The organism is Mesorhizobium sp. ES1-4 (assembly GCF_020164745.1).
In the GTDB taxonomy this organism is placed as follows: Bacteria; Pseudomonadota; Alphaproteobacteria; order Rhizobiales; family Rhizobiaceae; genus Mesorhizobium.
Genome location: NZ_JAIUGV010000013.1, coordinates 24603 through 40308, shown reverse-complemented (window position 1 = coordinate 40308; position 15706 = coordinate 24603). Strand labels below are relative to the sequence as shown.

Genomic DNA, 15706 nt, shown 5'->3' with positions numbered 1-15706 from the left:
ATGCAGGCAACGCTGGTCTCCGACAGCTTTGTTCTCGCCAGAGGATCGCCGACAAAGGCGCCGAGTTGCTCGGCAAGCTCGTCAGCCTCGGCCAGAAGAACCATGCTGACGACCTTGAGCTTGGCAGCGAGTCGGCGCGCCTTCGCATTCTTGCCGGCGAAGCCGCCGACGCCGGGGGAACTGTGCCGGCGCCACGCAACAGCATGTTTGCACTGATGTAAGGCCGCTGCGACACCAGCGACGGCTCTCCGCCGCCACCTCCGCATCTCGCTACCAGATGACACTAATACAAAGACTGCATTTGGCGCATCCGACGTGTAAGAGGATCGTGTCGCGCGAAGTGGTTAAGCTTGGCGGAACCGAATCGGTCGGAGCAATGAGCAAAGCGGCGGGCGCAGATGCGGATGTAGTTTCGCCGAAGACGTTTGCGCCGCTCAGGAATACGACATTTCGCTCAATCTGGTTTAGCCTCTCAAGTCTCTTCCCTTGGCTGGCTGATGCAGACCGTTGCTATCAGCTGGCTAATGGCAACGGTTCCGACCTCCGATCTGATGGTTGCGCTCGAGCAGGCTTCGTCTAACCTGCCCGCTTTCATTTTGTCCATTTTCGCTAGGGGTTCTCGCCGACAACTTCAGCCGTCGAAGAGTCATGTTCGCCGGCCGATGCCTAATGGTAATAGCATCCGCGATGCTACGGCTTCAGTGGTGCTGGGCTTTATCGCCCCGTGGATGATCTTCGGCTTCAGCTTCTTGATCGCAAGTGGTGCCGCGCTCAACGATACCGCCTGGCAGGCTTCTGTTGGCGATATTGTGGACCGACGCGAAGTTCCCGCTGCCGTCACCCTCCTCTCCATTGGCTTCAACACTGCACGGACCGTGGGACCGGCGCTCGCGGCATCATGATTGCGTCGTTCGGACTTATGACGGCTTTCGCTATGTTTACACTCACCTATATGATCCCTTTGGTCACCATATGGCGATGCAAATGGAAGGTTCGCTCCTCACTTCTCCCACGTGAGTCAATGAGGACGGCCATCTATGACAGGCTGCGCTTCACAGCGATGTCATCGGAAATCAAGACGGCGATCGCCCGCGGAACCTTCTTTGGCCTGTCGGGCATCGCCATACTCGCACTGCTGCCATTGGTTGTCCGCGATCAGCTGGGCGAAGGACCGCTCGCCTATGGCACCATCATCGCCGGCTTCGGCACAGGCGCCGTCATGGCTGGCGTCGCCAACAGCCTATTAAGACGGAGCTTGTCAGAAGAGCAACTAATGACGCTGGCATGCGTCGCCTGTGCGGCGTGCTCCCTTTTTCTGGCACTGCCTCTTCCATTGCGAGCGGCGTCCTGTTTCCCCTTCGCGAGGGTCGCGAGGCCGAGCCCGACCCTTTGGAGGAATTCGACGCGCCGGCAGTCGCCCTCAGTCTCAAGCCGAGAAGCGGCCCCATCGTGGTCAAAGTCGAGTACCTCATACTCGTGGAAAATCTAGAAGAATTCCTCGCCATGCGCGGGTGCCGGCATGTACAGAGTCGCGTTGGTGCTCGGCACTGGACTCTCCAGCGCAACCTTCAGGAGCCTGTGCTATGGACGGAGACATTCCGTACGCCGACCTGGACCGACTACCTTCGCCTGAATCATCGCCTTACCGAGGCCGACAAGGAACTGGACGAGAGAATCATCCTCCTCCACAAAGGAAAGCATTCTCCACGAATAACATTGTCAATCGAGCGCCCCACGAGTGCTCCACGCAAGCCTGAGTCATCAACGCCTTTTTTCCCCCGCCATTCAACGAAACGGCCAGCGTGCCACCGCAGGCTGAATGAAGATACATAAGAAGGCACGTCAACTGCTAACCACATCGGGCGGGCAACAAGCATCGCCGCCTTCGGGTATATGACAGACAGAATGTAGCGGACTTGAAAAATGAAAGGCGCTCACCCACCGCCAACATTTCTCGGCTGGTTCCCGGCATTCAAGGTCCTGCGGCTATACGCGAAGGCGGCAAGCCGCGTTGAAGTCGTCGATATTCAGTCGCATCGAAGGACAATGACGTGTTGCCCTGATGCCACTCTCTGCGAGGTTAGCTTGTTTCTCGGATGAGGAGACAGACAATGGTCTGCCCCCTGAAAGGTCCTCCCTGAGGTATGTGTCCATTCTTGAACTCGGCTCGACAATGATAGCGAACCCTGTTGACCGTCGCACTGTCAGTCTCGAATCAAGTGCTCTCCTACAGCAGATGCGATTATCGCCAATGCGTACTGGTAGCGCCCGAAGCGCGCGTTATCGGCAGCCGCCGAGGGCCGTGATGCGGCCGCGATCGAGCCTTGTAGTAACAGACGCGCTCTCCGGTGGTCGGGCCAGCACCTTACCCCTCTTCCCTATGGCCCCAAGGCAGAGCAATTGCCAATGCGGGACATCCCGCTTCTAAGTCTCCTGCAACATTATTGGAGGCCGCGACGGCCCTGCTCGTGACGATCAGGGGTGGTCGCCGCACACCAGCGGGATCATTGCCCCACAAGCGCATCCAGATTCCGGCCGGGCGTTCCGCTGTCAATATCAAAGTCGGCCGGCGGGCGCTAAAGTGTCGATCCTCACCTTGCCGCCAGGTGAGTTCGACCGATATGTTCCTGCTACAATGGTAAGCGGCCTATACTGTCGCATCCTCAACAGTCAGCGGGAGACAGGACGACCCTATGTTCGAGCTCCCTCCGTATGGACTCCTCTGAATATAACAAGGGCTTGTATTCGCCCCGTTGCCAATCGTGATTGAGGTCACGATAATGACTTGAGATCGGAACACCCGACTGACCTGGATTGTTAATAAAGAGACTGTCATCCCATGACCCAACGTCCATGATTATCCGCACTGACGGTCCTTCTGAAACAGAGAATTGGCCGCTTCGGTAACTCGAAAAATTGAGCGTTGAGCTACTTCCGCCGAGGGCTATGGCGCCCAACGACCATTGTTCAGACGTCAGTGCCTGCAGAGGGTGGCGCAAATCAAGCTTATGTATACTGCCCCATGCCCATGAGGCAGAATCGTCGCCAAATCGACATATGCATTCACTCCAGGCAGAAGTTAGGGATTCCATTATGGAATGCTTCAACTTTTCACTAGGCTCTGCCTGTTCGAGCCAAGAGGCTATGGCCGAAGGCTGTAAAGGCACGAGCAGTGCCAACACTTCATCGTCAGCGCTTTCTAAGCGAGCTACTGTCGGGCCAAGGTGTTTGCTAAGCCAAATCTCAAAGAACGCGGCGGCTGGCGAACTCGCATCCAAATGCCGGTCCCAGTTAGAAAATAAGTGCAACGCAGGCATGTTTGCAACCGAACCGAGAAGAGTGTCTAGTTTCGCAAGAATACGAACTGCTATCGGCGAATACACCGAACATTGCAGCGACATGCAGTCCCGCAACGAGATCTTCTCTGATCGTGAGAGAGTTGTATGAAGGGTATCATGTCTGCTGCTGTCAGACCACTCGTAGCCAAAAGCAGGATGCGATCTACTCCATTCCTCCGGAACATTCATTGCGTTGGCAGTGGCGACAAAACCTTTGGCGGGGTTCATCTCGAACGGCCCATCGTCCGGTGACAAATACCCTTCCCATTCGAACCGACCGTCTCCTGGAACCGGAAGCAGGCCGTCCCAATTTCTTCGGACCGGAGCCGCACCTGACGGTTTCCACGCAATTACATTCGACGTGTCCGCATAGATGTGATTAACTGAAGGACAACCCCAGTTTGCTAGACTGGAGGTGTATTCTGAAAATGTCTTAGAGCGCATTACGGCCAAGCTGGCCATGTAAGGTGCCATGCCGGGATCCATCCATACGGTTCTCAGTGCGAAGGCGCGGTCTTTTTCAGCATTTTGGTTTAAAATGGGTCCATGGCGTGTGAACTGAAGCTTTACCTCCTGGTCGGTGTGGGCGCGAACTGGAATTTTCTCGTGTATAGTCTTCACCTGCTCCCAGGCCCCTTTATATAAGTATTTATTTCCCTCACTCTTGGTTTCGTAAACATAAATATCTTCTTGGTCAGCGCCGAAAATAGTCAGACCAAAGGCGGCTGTCCCGTTGTGACCCATGGAGATTCCTGGGATCATAGGCTCTCCAGCGCCAATTACATCGAGCCCGGGCATACTCAGGTGTACAAGATACCTGATGGACGGAAGGACGTGCTTGCGATGCGGGTCTAGAGCAAGGATTGGTCGCTCCGTTGTGGTTTTTGTTGCGGATATGGCCCAGTTGTTTGAGCCCTCTTGGAACACCGTCTGCATGATCTCATCACTCGGTGTTACGCGGGTCCAACGGTCAGCTTCCTGAAGACTTGCTGCAAGTCTTTCCCTCGAGAATGAGACGGGACAGATTGCCAAGCGAAAATCCTGCAGTACTCGATCTGTCATAAAGGCGAGGTCAAGGCCCTCCGCTGGTCGTGGCGCTATCGGAGGTGACAATTCTTGTCTCAACCTGTCGAGGCGGGTACCTCGTTCCACACCTGCCAATGCCATCACCCTGCAGCGCAGAAGCTCCGAAATCGCATTTCGGGTTAGTGAGTGCGTTCGCACGCGAACGACGTCTTCGGGTTTCCAATAGTCGGGAGTGTGACCGAGGAGGCCAAACTCGGGTGGCAAGGCAATCAAACCGTCATGGCAACTGTCTACGTAGGAATTGATCCCCTCGGCAAACGCTGAGCATATCTCTTCGGAATCCGGGCCGTACGCCTGCCATTCTGCACTCATGGCTCCGCGAAATAAAAAGAGACGCGCCGCCCGATCCTGCTCCAAATATCCGGGGCCAAAGTCTCGTGACAGGAGACCGAGACCTCGTTTGCGCGCAATATCAATTTGCCAGAGGCGGTCTCGAGCTGCATTCCAACCCTGCGCGAAAAATAGGTCGTGCAAGTTCTGAGCCTTGATATGAGGAACCCCCCATTTATCAATGTCGATCGTGACCTCACTCTTAAGCTTGTCGGAGCTGTGGCGGTCGAAGGTTATGTTCTTTAACATGTGTTGATCCGTTTGGTTCACCCAAAGATGGTCGGGAATCTGCCAGAGGACGACGTCTGCAGATTGTGGTCGGTTGCGGGCAGAGGGTTGAGGCCGCACTCTTGCAACCTGATCATGTGTGGCGAGCCAATCCTCAGCGCGCCTGGACGCGAACTGGCACGGTGGGCTGCGCACAAGCTCAGCGGGATCCTACTCTCGCGCTTCCGGGAACGAGGCGCTTGCCGAGAACGCTCTGATGTATGTCAGCCAATACGTACGAATACAATATCCGCACATGTTGTCTCGCTGGCCTGAGGCAACGCATTCGATACACAGTAACTCGGTCGAACGGCCTCGTTGAAGGATGGCTCCCTCAATGCGACAAGATCTGGCTGAGAAACAATTTCGTTCTTTCGTGCTGCGGGTTTCTGAAGAAGTCGTGCGGTGTACCCTCTTCGACGATCTCACCTCGATCCATGAAGATTACTCGATCGGCCACGGCGCGCGCAAAGCCCATCTCGTGGGTGACGCATACCATGGTCATGCCGTCGCGTGCGAGTCCGGTCACAGTCTCGAGCACTTCAGCGACCATCTCTGGATCGAGCGAGGAGGTCGGCTCATCGAAGAGCATGACTGCAGGCTCCATACAGAGGGACCGGGCAATTGCGACGCGCTGCTGCTGTCCCCCGGAGAGCTGAGCCGGATATTTGTTCGCCTGTTCGGGAATGCGCACGCGCTCTAGGAATTTAAGCGCGATCTTTCTAGCCTCACCCTCTGGAACGCCCTTTATCCACATCGGCGCCGCCATACAGTTCATCAGCACGGTCATGTGCGGGAAAAGATTAAAGTGCTGAAAAACCATGCCGACGCTTTTGCGAACTTCAGCTACGTTGCGCATTTTGTTATGTAACCTAATCCCAGTGACGGTAATCTCGCCATCCTGGTGCGCTTCGAGCCGATTGACGCAACGGATCAGCGTCGACTTTCCCGAGCCTGAGGGCCCACAGATGACGATACGTTCGCCCTTGCGGACGGTTAGGTTGATGTCAGTTAGTGCTCTGAAGGCACCATACCATTTGGATACATTCTTAGCTTCGATGACTTCGTCGCTCAATATTGCATCTCTCTTGTTCATTGGCGCATCTGTAAGTGCCTTGAAAATGGCCGAACCAACTTAGACGTCTTTTTTAGCTTGACCAATGAATTCACGATCATCGCTTCTTACTTCTGGCAAAATGGTCCTCGATCCGGGATTGGACCAGTTCCAGGCAGGCGGATAAAATCCAATAAATCATTGCCGCTGTTACTAGCATCTCCATAGTATGGAAGGTTGGCTGGCCGAGTGAGTGAGCTAGATACGTCAGCTCCCAAACGCCAAGAACCGAAACGAGAGAGCTGTCTTTGAGCATTGAGATGAACGTGTTTCCCATCGGGGGAATGATAACCGGAAGCGCTTGCGGCAGAATGATTCTGCGCATTGTGAGCGCAAAGCCGAAACCTAATGACCGGGATGCCTCCCACTGGCCGCGATCGATGCTGGCTATGCCCGAACGGAAGATCTCCGTCATGTAGGCACCACTGCATAGCGAAAGCGCCAACACGCCTGCAGGCACGGCATTAATAACGTAACCTACCTGGGGCAAGCCCATGTAGATCAGATAAACCTGCATGAGAAGCGGCAGACCCCGGAAGCATGAAGTGTAGAAGCTGACTATCGCGTAAGCCATGCCGTTGCTTGACAGTTTCGCAATCGCGCCGATTATTGCGATAGCCGACGCAAATAGCAGTGACATCGCTGATACGTAAACTGTAGTAACTACCCCCTGCGTAATTAGAAATGGCAGGTTTGCCCAAATAAATGGCATGCTTAAGTCAAATGCCGCGAAGAGCGAAAGGAACAGTAGCACCAACTCAAACCATACGATCCCGATTTGGATTTTGAGCGGGACAAAACCAATCAGCACGAGGTTGAGGCAGAACATTGCGGCAATTACAAAAGCGATCGCAATGCGACTGTAAAACTTCACTTGTGCGTGATCGCCAATCACGGGCCGTAGGAGTTCGCCCATCGTGGTGCCCGCTACGTTGAAGATAAGAAAAACCGCGAGCACAATTGCAAATATGCAGCCGATAAACCATGGCTTGTGGACGAGCACCTCAGATTCAACTGTATCGTGGTAAAGCATAAGCATTTTCTTCCTAAGAAGAGGCGCCCCCGGGAAGGGGACGCCCACGATTGTGTCATGTTATTTATCGACGCTGAAATCCCCCCCGAACCACTTGACCGAGAGTTTAGCAAGAGTGCCGTCATCCTTCATCTTCTTGACCGCGGCAGCGACCTTGTCGATAAACTCCTTATCGCCACGCTCGATTGTGACAGCGCCCGGGGCGTAGAATAAGGGATCGCCAATAACCTTCAATGGATAGCCAGATTTGATTGCCGCAGCCGCCGTCGTTCCTTCAGTAATGACGCCATCGAGACGAACACCATCGCCGAGGCGCAGGTCGTCAAGCGTAAGAGAGTTAGCACTTGGATAAGCCTTCACTTGGCCCGCTGTAAATTGATATTGTATTGGCTTAGCGCCGATCCATGCCGGTGTGAGCTTGTGATTGGCATACAAATCGCCAAGAGTTCCCGCTCGGACGCCGACGATCTTGCCCTCCAGGTCGGAAGGCTTCGTCGCTTTGCTATCCTTGTGAACGACAGCGACTTCGCCTTCGTAGAAGTACATGGCCGGGAAGGCGAATTTTTTGGCGCGATCGTTGGTCGGCGTCATTTGACCCATGGCCATGTCCCAACGCCCCCCCCACTGGCCTGCCTGAATGATATCCCAGCCCGGGGTCACGAATTTGATCTTCACGCCCAAGTAGTCCGCAATGCCCTTCGCGACCTCTACATCATCACCGTCGAGTTCATGTTGGTCGTTCAAGTGAGACAAGGCTCCCCAGTCGGACCCGACCGCTACCGTCAATGTCTGTGCCGCGAGCACACGATCAAGGACTTCGCCGGCGCAAGCCTTGGCTGACAAAGACATCGACGCAACCGCCATGGAGACTGCAACTACGACCGTCGTTACATGATTGTTCATCTATAGTTCCCTTTTTTCTCGTTCTTATTTTCTTGAAAGCTACCTTCGTCGCCACCGAGAGGAGTGTCTTAGCGGTGCGCCATTGCTCCCTGCTGATTGGACCCATCCCGGTCCGTCATTTAACGAACGACACCTTATCGCTCTGCATTGTTGGCATTCAGCGAAATCGAGTTCGATGATGCAGGTTTCCTGCGAACTACCCTTGGCTTTCGCCGGATCGCTCTGGCGATTTCACAAAGCACGGATACCCTGGCCTCAGAGAGGTCGGCGAACTCGCCAACTCGCTGGACTCCGAAGGCTGCAGATTGCATCGCCACAAGACGTCTTGTTTGGAAGGATCTAAACTGGACTGGCGCGTTGAATTACACCTTGCAGGGCTGACTCTGGTCACGTGGGAACTGCGGTCCAAGCCCCTCTCTCTCCCTAATCTCGACCTCCCTAATCTCGACCTCCCTAATCTCGACGACCTCTTCGCCGGCCGTGTGCGCACCCGCTACTCAACCGTCGGGGCGCTCGAGGAAGAATGCTTCTCTGCCGACATCGTGGTCGGGGCCGTGCTGATCGCCGGTGCTGCCGCGCCAAAGCTCGTCACCCGCGAAATGATGTCCGGCATGAAGAAGGGCTCGGAGCTGGTCGACGTCGCTATTGACCAGGGCGGTTGCTTCGAGACGTCGCATGCGACGACTCAAGCCGAGCCCACCTACGAAGGCGACGGCGTTATCCACTATCGCGTCGCCAACATGCAGAGTCGCCCATGCCATTTCGCGATTTCTTGCCTTGCGAGTTCGCACGTATCCCTCTGGGTCAACATCGTTGATAGACCAGAGAATTTTTGACTCATCGTAGCTCGGACAGCGGAGACGCGTTACAATTGTCAACCCGTTCGGACCCGGTTTAATCGAGATGTACTCGGCATACTGCGCATGATGGCTCATGCCTCTTGTAGCTGGAAGCGTTCGGCAAGTTAGGTCCTACTTGCCACGCGAGAGCGGGGCCGCAAGTATGCGCCGGCCGCAATACAACGCTGATTTGCTGCGTTGTCGAGGACATTTCGCATAGAATGCGCGCCTGCCGCTGCTATGATCATAACATGTTGTGATTTAGTCCAGTCCGAACTCCCGAGGTTGGGTCGCAACTCTCGATAGCCAGCTGGCGCCGGGGGCGCCTAGGCATGAAATTGGATCCCATGTATGACAGAATTCAAACAACGGCAAACCGTCGGTAACGCGTCGGAGAGCGTACTCGAATTCGACGGACAGCAATACCTGGACGGCCGTGCATCGGATCCTCGCGAATTTGGCTGGATGCGCGGTGCGCCGCCGCCGCCAGACAAGCGTGTAACATTCGAGAATGAAACTGTTTGGACCTTTCCTCAGCTTCGCTGGTCGCTATCGCATATGCGTGAGCTGCGGCCCACAGTCCAAGTGTGGCGAGGGCGGGGCGGACCGTCGCAGCTTGAGTGCAGCAACAGGTCTACCGAAATCGATGGGCTCACGTTCGTCGACATGGACGACCGCACCAACCGGTTCGAGGAGGCGCTATTCGACACCTACACCGACGGCATTTTGGTCCTGCATCGGGGGCGGATCATATACGAACGATACTTCGGCGCACTCGCGCCGCACGTACAACATTCGTGTCAGTCAATCACCAAATCGTATGCGGGCACCCTAGCCGCGGCGTTGGTGCATGAGGGCATTCTCGACGACAGGAAGACAATATCGCAGTTTGTGCCGGAATTACGAGGTACAGGGTGGGAAGATGCAACGCTCCGCCAAGTCATGGACATGCAAACTAACGTTGCTTTTACTGAAGATTACACAAGTGTAGACAAGTCATATAGATGCGAATACCTGCGTACCATACGAAAGGAAGGGGCGCACGGCAAATTTGTCTACAAAGGCGTCGATACCAATGTTATGGCTTGGGTTATGTCGCGCGCAACGGGCCGGTCGTTCGCACAACTGTTGGAGGAGCGCTTATGGTTGCCACTGGGCTGCGAAGAAGACGCCTATGTCGAGATCGACCCGACAAACGGTATGCCGAGGGCGCATAGCGGACTCAATGTGACGTTGCGCGACTTGGCGCGTTTCGGCGAGCTGATGCGATGTGAAGGCTCGTGTAATGGCAAGCAACTGGTTCCCGCGAGTGTTGTCTACGACCTTCAAGATCTCGACCACCCCGCCAAGCCGGACCTCCCATTCGGCTATACATACCGAAGCCAATGGTGGGTATCACACGACGAGCTTGATGCTATTGAAGGTCGGGGCCTTTACGGCCAGAACCTGTACATAGCGCCAAAGGCGGAGATGGTGATTGCGCGCTTCGGGTCGCACCCCGCTTGCGACCACATTGATCGGATTAGAAGGCCGCAGATGCAGGCATTGGGGAGGATGCTCCGCGCGTAACTTGATGCACTAGACGGTCACCGCGCTTGTTTAGGAATTTCCTGCAAATTCGCGGTTGAAGAACTGGGGCGCCTACGCCGAATTCCTGCGTTCGGCTAGGGGGCAATTGGCGCAAAAGGCCTGTAGACGCTGCTACGCTTATGAAGTAAATACCAGAAGCCTCGCTTCCCATATGCATAATGCAGACCGATCTGGCTCGCTTTTGCTGAGGAAACAATGATCACCGAACATTGCATATTGATTGGGGCCGTCGCGACTTTGTATTGCGAGAATGGAACCGGTGGACCTATTGTATTCTTGCATGGTGCCGCTTTCGGGCTTATCCGTCAGCTTGACCTGAAACAAAACCCAACCCAAACATCAACGAGACCCAGGATCAGACCGAAAAATGGCCGCCTTCAAATCGGAATGCTGGCCGGAATGAAATCGGAATGACTGGCCGGCTTCAAATCGGAATCGGTGGCCGGCTTCATCGGAATACGCAGGCAATGGTATCGGCATCAGTGGCAGCGCTCTTGCGCTGCTTCTGGACGGTGAGATCGGCGGTTACCTGGGAAAGCCGGGCGACCAGCGCCTTGAGCCGCTGCTGGGCCGCGCTCGGCGGCAGCGTCGGCTGCAGCCGTTTGACCTCGCTATAGCGGGCGATGACGGCGGCGTCGATCCTGTCGGTCTTCTCCAGGAAGCCCATCGCCTCGGCGAATCAGCGTACGCTCCTCGCATTGGCCATGCCGCAGGCTACTCCCAACTCCCACGACAGCAGGAAGGGAAGCCGTTCGTAGCCGCCACTGGCCTCCATGACGACGAGCTCGACACCATTGACCTAACACCAGGCAGCAAGCTCGGCTATGCCTGCCGCATCGTTGCGAAAGCGGCCCGCCGCTCCGCTCGGCACGACATGGGTATCGAGCCAGTCTTTCGAAACATCCACTCCACAGATAGTCTTGTTCACGGTAACCTGCCTTGTGCGTGCGATTGGAGCCAAGCGACTATTCGGTCGTACGTGACGAAGGCGAAGATCCCAGGCTCACCCACGGTTGTGGCCGGAGGGGTGTCGGGCGACTTCGCCTTGCTTCGAACCGGATGGCCATCCGGTTCGAGGCTCAGTCGCTTCCATCGCACAAAGTCCTCTGCGTGCAGATACAAGGGGTTAACCTCGAAGAGTCAGTGTCGGAGAAAATAACGTGCTGATTCATCGGACTTTAGGGCCGAGCTTGTTGGTCGCTCGATAAAAAGCATGATTTTAGGCGGAAGCTGTCCTGCATGCAATTTCAGCACTTGTTTACCCAATTCCTTGTCTGCTTCCGTGAGACGATGGTTCAGGCGAAGGTAGTCGGTCCAGGTCGGCGTGCGGAATGTCTCTATCCATTGCATAGGCTCCTGAAGGTTGCGCTGGAGAGTCCAATGACGAGCGCCGACGCGACTGTGCACATGCCGGCGCGCCCGCATGAGTTCCAGGAATGCTTCGCGATTTTCCTCGGGCACTAGGTACTCGACTTTGACCACGATGGGACCGCTTCTTGGCTTGAGATTGAGGGCGACTGCCGGTGCGTCGAAGTCCTCCAAAGCATCTGGATCGGATTCGCGGCGCTCGCGAAGGGGAAACAGGAGGCCCGTGGCGGCGACCAGCAGAAGGGCTCCAGCGGAGCCCTCCAGTGCCAAGGTCAGTGAATGGTTCTGGGCCACCGTGCCCCACACCCAACTGCCCGCTGCGATGCCGCCATCGATCAATGCATAGTAAATCGAGATGGTGCGCCCCACGACCCAGCGCGGGCTTGCCAGTTGCACGGTCACGCCGACCCCGGACCAGGCGGTGACCCAGCCCGCGCCACCCATGGCGAGTGCAATTGCCGCCACTGCAATCGAAGAAGTCAGCGCAAGCGAAAGGGAGCATGCCGCGCAGGCGACGCATGCGAGCGTCATCAGCCGCTCTTGTGACAAGCTCCGTCTGAACACGCTGTTCGAGATGCCGGCGAAGACGGCGCCTGTCCCGAATCCGGCCATGAGCGTGCCATAGGCGAGCGGTCCGCCTCCCAGCTGGTCGCGGACAACCAGCGGCAGCAGCGCGAGAATGGCGATGCTCGCCAGACCAAAGAGGGTTCCGCGAGTGATCGCCGTCTTAATCTCCGACGACATCGCCGTGAAGCGTAGCCCGTCATAGATCGCCGTCCTCATCGACTCACGTGGGAGAGGTGATGAGCGAACCATCCACTTGCAGCGCCATATGGTTACCAAAGGGACCAGATAGGTAAGACTGGTTACGGCGAAAGCCGTCATCAGCCCAAAAGAGGCAACTACTATGCCACCGAGCGCCGGGCCTACGGTCCGAACAGTGTTGAAGCCAACGGAGAGGAGCGTGACGGCGGCGGGAACGTCGCGTCGGTTCACCATATCGCCAACCGAGGCCTGCCAGGCTGGATCGTGGAGAGCGCCGCCGCATGCGATCAAGAAGCTGAAGCCGAGGATCATCCACGGATCGACAAAGCCCAGCACCACAAAAGCCGTCAGCATCGCAGATGCCAATACCATAAGGCACCGGCCGGCGAACATGACCCGGCGCCGGCTGAAATTATCAGCCAAGGCCCCGGCGAAGACGGATAAGATGAACGCTGGCAGGTTTGAAGAAGCCTGAACCAGCGCGACCATCAGATCGGAAGTCGAAATCGTAGCCATCAGCCAGCTGATGGCAACAGTCTGCATCAACCAGCCGAGCGAGCTGACCTGCGTGGCGAACCAGATTGAACGAAAGCTCGGATTTCTGAGGGGCGCAAATGCTCCTGGCGAATTTGGATCGGCGACTTGGTCCGCAAGACTGCTCATCAATCTAACTCTTGCCTATGAGCCAGTTTTACATTGCTCCGACAGCCAGCAGCCGCCCAACCCGTTGAAGGTCCGAATCGGCCAATGTGCGCAAATAGTTACAACGCCCGGCAGGAGATTGAACTCGCTGCCGGGCCGATGCGCCTTGGGAGGAGGCGTAGTTGGAACCTTTGTGAAGACTTGGAACCAGCCGCATCAGGCCAGCCTACACTTACAATATGAGGATCAGACCACTCCAGGATTTTAGTGCATTGAATGGGTACTCTTCCAGCAATCCTCGCCAACAAATGCAGGAGATCGGCGTCGAGCTCCTAAATCTGCATAATATCGGTGATTCGCGGGCGAGCAGTGCAGTGGGCACATTCTCCAAGCTAAACGCTGAACGGGCTTTTTGCTTCTCAAATCGCCATAACAGGGAGAGATGGGCAAATACTACTTCAATATGCTCCCAAGGACGCTGAGTTGACTGCAGCCTCAGCAGAGCTCTCCGCGTGCCTTTTTGCGGCTCCCCGCGGTGCTCGCGCCCGCCGCGCCTGCAAAGGCTTTCCTCAACAGTCGTTCAGTTCGAGCAGCCTTTGCCAACTCTGACTCAAAAGCTGCCCGACTGGATTGACGGCCTCAGCTTCTTCGGCGGGTCACTGAGGCGATCCGTCTGCTACAACCTGGTGTGGCCAAGGCGCTGTGGTTCGCGCCGACGCTGAACGCGACCGTTGCGACAATGACCGAGCAGTACGACACTGCCATATTGATCGCTGGGAAGCGCGCGAAGGGTAAATTCAACTTGCCCACCACCGCGATCAAATGTGCGCCGGGTAATGGCGCCGCTAACAGGATCGACCACCGGAACCGGTTACCGGCAGAGTCGGTCTGCATCCGGGAATTGCAGGGCCATCCTGTGTATAGGCTTAAATTGCGCTATTCTTCTCTACTGTGACAGGCGGGAGCCGCCGTCGACGGGGATCACTGCGCCCGAGACGTAGAACGCGTCGTCCGAAGCAGGAAGGCGATCACCGCCGCCTGCTCCTCCGGCGAGGAGACGCGCTCGAGCGGATTGGCGCGACCATCAGGCGTTGGTAGCTGCGTACGTGCAGCGCTCGAGTCATGTCGGTGGGGACCACGCCGGGCGCCACCGCATTCACGGTTATACCCTACAGGCCCTGCTCGCCGGCCTGCTGGAGCGTGAGATACGCGATCCCGGCCTTGGCCACCGAATAGCCTACCGTTCCGGGATAGCCCGTAAGCCCGAGGATCGAGCTGACATTAATGATCCGCCCGCCCGGCTGGCGCATCCGCGGCCGCAACTCGCGGGTCAGGCTGATGACTGCACGCAAGTTGATATCGATCAGCGGGAACAAAAGGCATCGTCAGTATCGGCGAGCGACTTCGAACCGCCAATGCCGGCATTGTTCACGAGGACGTCGAGCGTCTCGATCCTTGCGGCATCCAAGGCGGCCAGAACCCGCCCTGCGGCGTCGGGCATGGCCAGATCGCAGACGAGCGCCGTCTGGCCAAGGCCCGCAGCTGTGTCGTGCACTTTATCCAGAACATCCACTAGCAACACCCACGCCTCTTCCGAGCCAAGCCACGCCGCTGTTGCGGCACCGATCCCGCGCGCCGCGCCGGTGACGACGACAGTGTTTCTGACCGGAGCTTAGGCAAGGCTGCCTCCGTCGACCGTAAGCGCGGCGCCGATGGTGAAGCCCGCCGCATCGTCCAGCAGATAGCCGACAGCTGTCGCCACCTCGGACGGCAACCCCATTCGGCCCATCGGATGCGCAGCGATGATCTTCGTCCGGCGCTCGACCTGTGCCGCTTCTCCCCGGGCGAAGGCGACGCCGGCCTCGGCCAACGGCTGGCGATGGTTCCGGGGCAGACACAGTTTGCGCGGATATTTCTGCCGCGTGGTTCAGCGCCAGCGTGCGAGTCATCATCACAACCGCCGCCTTGGTCACCGAATAGATCGGCACGTCCTTCGAGGCCTGCAGACCAGCAGTCGAGCTGAAGAGCACCACCGATCCGCGGCCAAGCTCGCGCATCTGCGGGATGCAGCTTGCAGATTCGCCAAATGGCCCCGACGTTGAAGCTGAACATGGCTTCGTACCCTTCACGTCTATCAGCCGCTTCATCGCACCGTAATGCCAGCGGCCGCGACCAAGCCCTCAACCGGCCGGCCAAAGCTCTCGCGGGCGAGGTCGACCAGCCCTTCCAGCATCGCCGGATCGGTCACGTCGCAGACAACTCAACGGGCACCAGGACAGGCGGCCAGAGTTTGGTCCAGAGCCTCTTGCGACAGGTCAGCCAACACCAAATCCGCTCCACCCGCCGCCAGCAGTTTGGCACTGGCCGGGCCAAGCGCGCCACCCGCCGGTAATCAGCACCGTTTTTCCGGCAAAGGTCGTGTCAATCAAGA

11 protein-coding genes and 4 pseudogenes are annotated in these 15706 nt (G+C 56.9%); 5 read left to right on the top strand and 10 right to left on the bottom strand.

The window, feature by feature from the left end:
• The first annotated feature begins 65 nt into the window (after positions 1-65).
• Together LB556_RS23225 and LB556_RS23220 are read left to right on the top strand one after the other, a co-directional pair.
• On the top strand, positions 66-221 hold the full coding sequence (locus LB556_RS23225; RefSeq protein WP_164548527.1) for a hypothetical protein: 156 nt from the start codon (positions 66-68) through the stop codon (positions 219-221).
• Positions 222-376: 155 nt separating this feature from the next.
• Positions 377-1833 (top strand): annotated as a pseudogene (locus LB556_RS23220) (MFS transporter).
• An 830-nt stretch (positions 1834-2663) separates the two neighbouring features.
• On the opposite strand, the gene LB556_RS23210 reads toward LB556_RS23220, so the two are convergent.
• From LB556_RS23210 to LB556_RS23195, 4 genes are all read right to left on the bottom strand, one after another.
• Positions 2664-5003 (bottom strand): penicillin acylase family protein, encoded by a 2340-nt coding sequence (locus tag LB556_RS23210; protein WP_063170375.1) that lies wholly within the window; start codon positions 5001-5003, stop codon positions 2664-2666.
• A 352-nt stretch (positions 5004-5355) separates the two neighbouring features.
• Positions 5356-6117: an amino acid ABC transporter ATP-binding protein gene (locus tag LB556_RS23205; protein WP_164548528.1), complete on the bottom strand. Its 762-nt coding sequence runs from the start codon at positions 6115-6117 to the stop codon at positions 5356-5358.
• Between the two features lie 76 nt (positions 6118-6193).
• Positions 6194-7168 (bottom strand): amino acid ABC transporter permease, encoded by a 975-nt coding sequence (locus LB556_RS23200; protein ID WP_063170377.1) that lies wholly within the window; start codon positions 7166-7168, stop codon positions 6194-6196.
• Positions 7169-7228: 60 nt separating this feature from the next.
• Positions 7229-8071, bottom strand: coding sequence for a transporter substrate-binding domain-containing protein (locus tag LB556_RS23195; protein ID WP_063169318.1), 843 nt, complete (start codon positions 8069-8071; stop codon positions 7229-7231).
• A 449-nt stretch (positions 8072-8520) separates the two neighbouring features.
• Here LB556_RS23195 and LB556_RS23190 point away from each other — a divergent pair.
• Both LB556_RS23190 and LB556_RS23185 read left to right on the top strand, forming a co-directional pair.
• Positions 8521-8814: pseudogene (locus LB556_RS23190) on the top strand (alanine dehydrogenase); the annotation flags it as partial.
• 447 nt (positions 8815-9261) lie between these two features.
• On the top strand, positions 9262-10479 hold the full coding sequence (locus LB556_RS23185) for a serine hydrolase domain-containing protein (RefSeq protein WP_063169320.1): 1218 nt from the start codon (positions 9262-9264) through the stop codon (positions 10477-10479).
• A gap of 469 nt (positions 10480-10948) precedes the next feature.
• Here LB556_RS23185 and LB556_RS32040 read toward each other — a convergent pair whose 3' ends face one another.
• Together LB556_RS32040 and LB556_RS23175 are read right to left on the bottom strand one after the other, a co-directional pair.
• A complete protein-coding gene (locus tag LB556_RS32040; RefSeq protein ID WP_370463547.1) occupies positions 10949-11167 on the bottom strand; it encodes an IS110 family transposase in 219 nt (72 codons plus the stop codon).
• 473 nt (positions 11168-11640) lie between these two features.
• Positions 11641-13296, bottom strand: coding sequence for an MFS transporter (locus tag LB556_RS23175; protein ID WP_063169321.1), 1656 nt, complete (start codon positions 13294-13296; stop codon positions 11641-11643).
• 667 nt (positions 13297-13963) lie between these two features.
• Between LB556_RS23175 and LB556_RS32035 the strand changes: the two genes are divergently transcribed.
• Positions 13964-14230, top strand: a complete 267-nt coding sequence (locus tag LB556_RS32035) for a hypothetical protein (RefSeq protein WP_063169322.1) — start codon at positions 13964-13966, stop codon at positions 14228-14230.
• A gap of 214 nt (positions 14231-14444) precedes the next feature.
• Here the strand turns inward: LB556_RS32035 and LB556_RS31685 are convergent, their stop codons facing one another.
• From LB556_RS31685 to LB556_RS32030, 4 genes and pseudogenes are all read right to left on the bottom strand, one after another.
• Positions 14445-14651 (bottom strand): SDR family oxidoreductase, encoded by a 207-nt coding sequence (locus tag LB556_RS31685; RefSeq protein ID WP_199489648.1) that lies wholly within the window; start codon positions 14649-14651, stop codon positions 14445-14447.
• Positions 14639-14920, bottom strand: a pseudogene (locus LB556_RS31680) (SDR family NAD(P)-dependent oxidoreductase); the annotation flags it as partial. The gene LB556_RS31685 and the pseudogene LB556_RS31680, both read right to left, overlap by 13 nt.
• Before the next feature lie 27 nt (positions 14921-14947).
• Positions 14948-15145, bottom strand: coding sequence for an SDR family oxidoreductase (locus LB556_RS31675; RefSeq protein ID WP_063169323.1), 198 nt, complete (start codon positions 15143-15145; stop codon positions 14948-14950).
• A 31-nt stretch (positions 15146-15176) separates the two neighbouring features.
• A pseudogene (locus LB556_RS32030) lies at positions 15177-15422 on the bottom strand (SDR family NAD(P)-dependent oxidoreductase); the annotation flags it as partial.
• Positions 15423-15706 lie beyond the last annotated feature (284 nt).

Coding starts and splice junctions, on each gene's coding strand:
- LB556_RS23205 (WP_164548528.1), bottom strand. CDS start 6,117: ATGAACAAGAGAGATGCAATATTGAGCGACGAAGTCATCGAAGCTAAG.
- LB556_RS23195 (WP_063169318.1), bottom strand. CDS start 8,071: ATGAACAATCATGTAACGACGGTCGTAGTTGCAGTCTCCATGGCGGTT.
- LB556_RS23200 (WP_063170377.1), bottom strand. CDS start 7,168: ATGCTTTACCACGATACAGTTGAATCTGAGGTGCTCGTCCACAAGCCA.
- LB556_RS23185 (WP_063169320.1), top strand. CDS start 9,262: ATGACAGAATTCAAACAACGGCAAACCGTCGGTAACGCGTCGGAGAGC.
- LB556_RS23175 (WP_063169321.1), bottom strand. CDS start 13,296: ATGAGCAGTCTTGCGGACCAAGTCGCCGATCCAAATTCGCCAGGAGCA.
- LB556_RS32040 (WP_370463547.1), bottom strand. CDS start 11,167: ATGGGCTTCCTGGAGAAGACCGACAGGATCGACGCCGCCGTCATCGCC.
- LB556_RS23210 (WP_063170375.1), bottom strand. CDS start 5,003: ATGTTAAAGAACATAACCTTCGACCGCCACAGCTCCGACAAGCTTAAG.